The organism is Myxococcus sp. AM010, assembly GCF_013372585.1.
GTDB lineage: Bacteria > Myxococcota > Myxococcia > Myxococcales > Myxococcaceae > Myxococcus > Myxococcus vastator.
The window spans coordinates 1-5,229 of record NZ_JABXEO010000173.1; the positions used below are offsets into that span (position 1 = coordinate 1).

The 5,229-nt window shown below is 72.0% G+C and carries 5 protein-coding genes; 2 read left to right on the plus strand and 3 right to left on the minus strand.

From position 1 onward, the window contains the following. The coding region (locus HV826_RS35930) for a hypothetical protein (RefSeq protein ID WP_407938462.1) at nucleotides 1-413 on the plus strand (413 nt) is incomplete at its 5' end. A gap of 7 nt (nucleotides 414-420) precedes the next feature. Here HV826_RS35930 and HV826_RS35935 read toward each other — a convergent pair. Then, the gene (locus HV826_RS35935; protein WP_176421514.1) at nucleotides 421-1,428 is read right to left on the minus strand and encodes an NAD(P)H-dependent glycerol-3-phosphate dehydrogenase; all 1,008 of its coding nucleotides are present in this window, start codon (nucleotides 1,426-1,428) and stop codon (nucleotides 421-423) included. Between the two features lie 11 nt (nucleotides 1,429-1,439). Then, nucleotides 1,440-2,375: a hypothetical protein gene (locus HV826_RS35940; protein ID WP_255217589.1), complete on the minus strand. Its 936-nt coding sequence runs from the start codon at nucleotides 2,373-2,375 to the stop codon at nucleotides 1,440-1,442. A gap of 182 nt (nucleotides 2,376-2,557) precedes the next feature. Here HV826_RS35940 and HV826_RS35945 point away from each other — a divergent pair, with 182 nt between their 5' ends. Further along, nucleotides 2,558-3,157, plus strand: coding sequence for a hypothetical protein (locus HV826_RS35945; RefSeq protein ID WP_176421515.1), 600 nt, complete (start codon nucleotides 2,558-2,560; stop codon nucleotides 3,155-3,157). Nucleotides 3,158-3,182: 25 nt separating this feature from the next. Here the strand turns inward: HV826_RS35945 and HV826_RS35950 are convergent, their stop codons facing one another. Further along, the gene (locus tag HV826_RS35950; RefSeq protein ID WP_176421516.1) at nucleotides 3,183-5,192 is read right to left on the minus strand and encodes a c-type cytochrome; all 2,010 of its coding nucleotides are present in this window, start codon (nucleotides 5,190-5,192) and stop codon (nucleotides 3,183-3,185) included. Between the last annotated feature and the right edge of the window lie 37 nt (nucleotides 5,193-5,229).

The window sequence follows — 5,229 nt, forward strand, 5'->3', positions numbered from 1 at the left end:
CCCTCCCTCCCCTGCTGCTGGCCCAGGCTGACTACGCGAAGCCTGTGTCCTCCCTGTCTCCGAAGTACTTCGAGCTGCTGGAGCAGAACAGCCACATCATCTACCCCGCGCTGGCGATTCTGACGCTGGTCATCATCGCCGCGGGTGTCCTCCAGGCGTGGCGCACGCAGGACCTGGACGGCCTCCAGAAGAACGAGTTCAAGCGCGCCATCGTCAACGAGCTGCGCCGCAACATCAGCGGCATGCCCGGTGACTTGCTGTCCAAGTCCGTGGGGCTGGACCGGCTCAAGACGAACCGCCTGCTGGAGCAGATGCAGCAGGAGGGCCTGGTGGTGAGCCACACCAACTCCCAGCGGCTCACCGTGTGGCGCGTCCGCGGCGCCACGCCGGACGCGGCGCCGCGCCGCTTCTGAAGGCCGCTCAGACGCCCGCCAGCTCCGACTTCGGCTGGCGCGTCATCAGGTCCACCACCGCCGAGCGCGCGCTCTTGCCCTCGTGGGCAATCAGGTACACCTGGTGGCAGATGGGCAGCTCCACGCCCGTCTTGAGCTCCAGCTCGTGCGCGCTGCGGGCCGTCTTCACGCCTTCGGCCACTTCCTTCATGTCCGCGAGGATGTCCGGCAGCTTGCGGCCCTTGCCCAGCTCCATGCCCACGTGCCGGTTGCGGCTCAGCTCGCCGGTGCACGTCAGCACCAGGTCACCCATGCCGGACAGGCCGGAGAGCGTCAGCGGGTTGGCGCCCTTGCGGACCGCCAGGCGCGTAATCTCCGCCAGGCCGCGGGTGATGATGGCCGCGCGCGCGTTGTGGCCCATGCCCAGGCCGTCCGCCATGCCGGCGGCAATCGCGATGACGTTCTTCAGCGCGCCGCCGTACTGCACGCCCACCACGTCCGTGGACGTGTAGCTGCGGAACGTCTCCGTCTGCAGCGCCTTCTGGCAGCGCAGCGCCACCTTGTCCCAGTGCGAGGCGATGGTCACCACCGTGGGCATGCGCCGCGCCAGCTCCTTGGCGAAGCTGGGGCCGGACAGCACCGCGAGGTACGGGTGGAACTCCTCCGGCAGGCAGTCCTCCAGGAGCTCCGTCATCGTCAGCAGCGTCCCGTTCTCGATGCCCTTCGACACCGTGACGATGGGGACATGGCGCGGCAGGTACGCCTGGGCCTTCGCCACCACCTCACGCGTGGCGTGGCTGGGCGTGGCCAGCACCACCAGCTCCGCGCCCGCGAGCGCCTCCTGGAGGTCATTCGTGGCGCGCACGCGCTCCGAGATGGGGATGCCCTTCAGGTAGGTGGGATTCTCGTGCTGAACGTTGATGGCCTCCACGACGGAGGACTCACGACCCCACAGACGAACTTCCTCGCAATTGACCGCGAGCACGTTCGCCAGGGCGGTACCGAAGGAGCCGGAGCCGATGACACTGCCACGCATGGAAGACCTCGCTAGAAACCAGTCACGACGCCAAAGGTGATGACGGGCATGAAGTCCGTCTCGTCAGGCCGGGTGCGAATGTCCCCGCCAATCGTCAGAGCGTAGGACGTTTTCTCACTCACGGGGATTTCCGCGCCCAAGCGCACCGGAAAGGCGCCGGACAGCGCCACGTCAGGGGGCAGGCCGCCCAGCGGCACCCCTTGAATGGGCTCGGTGTCCAGCGCCAGCAGGTAGCGGACGTCCAGGAACAGCCGCGGCGCGCGGGCGCCCGCGAGTTGGAGATTGCCGACGAGGCCGGGCAGCACGTTCCAGTTGCGGCGGCCGCTGTAGTAGCGCGCGCCCCGGTCCTCCACGCTCGCGGGCCGCAGGAAGAAGGCGTGGCTGCCCTCCACCGCCACGCCCACGCTCCACCGGGGCCCGCCATCGAAAACCATCCACCGCGCGCCCACGCGCAGCTCGTTCATCAACCCGTAGGCGCTGTCCACGCCGGCCAGCACGTCCACGCGGCGATGGACGCCCACGGCGACTCGCGCGGACACGATGGGAAAGCCCAGGGCCAGGCCCGCGGCCATCCCCCCTGCCCCCACCGTCCGGGCGCCGAGCAGGCTCACCTGGTTGGGGACGGGCGGCGGCCTCACGGGCTCCGGCGGCGGCCGGGGCGCGGGGAGCGAGGCCTCGTCCGCGGGCACCAGCGGCGGGACTTCGGGCAGTTGGGGCAGCGTGGCTGCCTCCTCGGCCTCGGGGACGGCGGTGGCCCCCGGGAAGGACTCCCAGGCCGCGTCGTCTGGCGCTTCGTTGCGAGCGGGCGCGTGGACCTCGCCGGGCTGTGCCCACGAGGTGTCCGGCGCCGGGTTGCGCGGGGGTACCCCAGGAGGCTCGCCCGGGCGCGCCTGGACGTCTCCCACCAAGGCAAGCACGAGCAGGGGCAAGGAAGGGACGGAGCGCATGGCGGGGAGCCTCAGCTTAGTCCGACGAGCGGAGAAGGCACGAGGCAAGCCCGCCCGCTTGGAGGCCCCAACGGGCCTGCGTCCGGAAGCGGTCAGCGGCCTGCGGGAAACGTCGCCGCGCGAGGCCTCCTCCGGTCTACCATCCGCGCCGCTTCAGCAGGCGCACACGGGAGTCACACGGGATGAGGGCTGGAGGGCGCGCGGCATTGTTCATGACACTGGCACTGGCGGCGTGCCGGAGCCGCCCCTCCGACCCACCTCCGGTGGACGCGGGCACCCCGGCGCCCCCTGCCGCGCGCGCGTCGCTCCCGGACTGCGAGGTGCTGCTGCCCTTGGACGACCGCGAGCTGATGCTCCCCGGCTTCACCATGAAGCAGGAGCGCGACTGTCCCACCTGTGGACCGCTGTGCAGCTTCCGCTCGGACGCCGAGCCCGGCCTCGCCGTCTCCATCACCTGGGACTGCAACGCCCGCTACGCCGGGTCGGACCTCCACGAGTTGATGGCCCCTACCCTCCAGGCCGGCGGCGTGGCGGTGCCCGCGCTGGGCCGTGCCGCGGTGCGGCGCGCGCCCGCCCAGGGAATGTCCCAGGTGCTCGCCTGGGATGACGACACGGACTGCGCGGTCGTCGTCACCTGGCTGGGCGGTGAGACGGAGCGGGCCGTGGAGGTGGCGCGCTCGGCGCTCATCGCCACCACGCCCGCCGTGCTCGACGCGGGGACACCCGGTGCCCAGGACGCGGACGCCGGTGAAGCGGGCGCGGGGGACTCCGGCGCGCCCTGAGGCCCACCGGACACGCCCCATCCCCCTACAGCGTGAGCAGGTACTCCACCAGGTCGTCGACCTCGGCGTCGGTGAGCTGCGCCGTCACGCCGTGCTGGTTCGACTCGCGGCCTTGCATCAGCCGGTCCTTCAGCGACACGGCGCTGCCGTCATGCAGGTACGGCGCGGTGCGGGCCAGCCCCAGCAGCGACGGCGTGTTGAGCCCCTGCTTGCGCACCCCCGGGGCATCCTGGAGCGGCCCCGTGGTGACGAAGGTGCCCACGTCGGCCTGTGTGTTGAGGGTGAAGTGCTCCCCTCCGTGGCAGGTGCCACACGCGGCCTTGCGGAACACGGCCTCGCCGCGTGTCTGCGCGTCCGTGAAGACGTCGGCCCTGTGCGGGTTGTCCGGCGCGGGCAGCACGTCGATGAAGTCGGACAGCTGCGCCACCATGACGCCGTCCAGCACCGTCCCGCCCATGCGGTGGCGCACCGTCGCGTCGAGGAAGTCGCGCAGGGTGGAGAACTCGCCGCTCCAGTGGAACGGCCCCGTCTTCGTCATGCTCCGGCCCGCGAGGCTGGGCGTCTGACGAGGCCCGTCCGGGAAGCCCCAGACGTGGCCGTCCTCGCGGCCATCGGGATGGCAGCTCGCGCACGACGCGCCCACCGACGTGCTGGCCATGCGCGAGTCCAGCGCGCTGAAGAACAGCTTGCGGCCCGCCACTTCGTTCGGCGCCAGTACGTCCCCGGCGATGGGCAGCGGCGCGCCGTCCACGCGCACGTTGGCGGTGCCACCCGCGCCGTCGCTCACCAGCGTCGTCACCGTGTGGTCGAAGGCGTTGTAGACGTAGGCCCTGCGCCCATCCCGCGTCATCGCGATGCCAGTGGGGCCGGAGCCCACGCGCACCAGCTGGCGCACCGTGCTGCCCAGGCCCGCCATCAGGTCCGAGCCCGAGCGGCGCCCCGTGGGGATGATGGCGACGTTGTCCGTCTCCCGGTTCACCACGAAGGCCCAGAGGCCCGTCGGGTCCACCACCGCCGCCACCGGCCCCTGGATGGGGTGCGTCAGCTCCGGGCTGATGATGGTGGAGGGCGGGAAGTCCGGTGACAGCTCCGGCGGCGGACGGCACCGGTCCAGGTCATCCACCCGGGGCGTGCCCGTGTCCGTGTCGAAGGTGACCAGCCCTGGCGCCACCACGCCGCCCGTGTTGCAGGGCCCGCCGCCGCCGTAGAGCGAGCCCCCCGACGGCGGGGTCGGCGACCCGTCCGGCGACAGCGGGTCCTCCCGGGCCCACATCACGGTCGCCAGCGCGCGCGCTCCATCCGGCGTCACCGCCACGCTCGACATGCCGCGCGGCTGGAAGCGGATGTCCGCGGTCGGAGGCAGCGGCGTCATGCCGTCCGGGGACGCGGCCACGTCGTCCCGGACGTTGGCGCGCGCGTACAGGTCCGTCTGCTCGCGCGCCACGCGGGGCCGGTCCGCGTCCGTCAGGTCCACGGAGACCAGGTCGCCCTGGCGGAAGCGGGTGATGAGCGCGCGCTTGCCACCCTGCGCCAGCGCGATGCCTCGGGGCTCATCCCCCACCGGCAGCTCCCAACGCACCGCCAGCGAGCGCGTGTCCACCGCCATCAACGAGCCATGGCTCGACGTCGCCAGCGCGGTGCTGTTCACCACGTACAGCGTGTCCCCCGCGGGCGACACCGACAGGCCCACGGGCTCCACGCCCACCGCGATGCGGGCCGACTCGTTCCAGTCACCCCGGCGGATGACGGACACGCTGCGCGAGCCGCGATTGGAGACGTAGACGGTGTCGTCCGGCCCCACCGCCACGCGCTCGGGGAGGAGGCCCACCTTCACCTCGCCCACCTTTTCACGCCGCGCGGTGTCCACCACGGCGAGGACGCCGTTGTCCGAGTCCACCACGTAGAGAAAGGCGTCATCCCGGCTGAGCGCCACCGAGCCCGACGCCTGCGTCCACGTCGCCTGGGCATCGCGGTCTTCACACGCCGGCAGCGCGAGCATCGAGACCAGCGCCGTGGCCAGGACCGTCCGTCTCATGGAGGGGTTCCCTTCCTCGCGGCGGCCCGTCCCACCC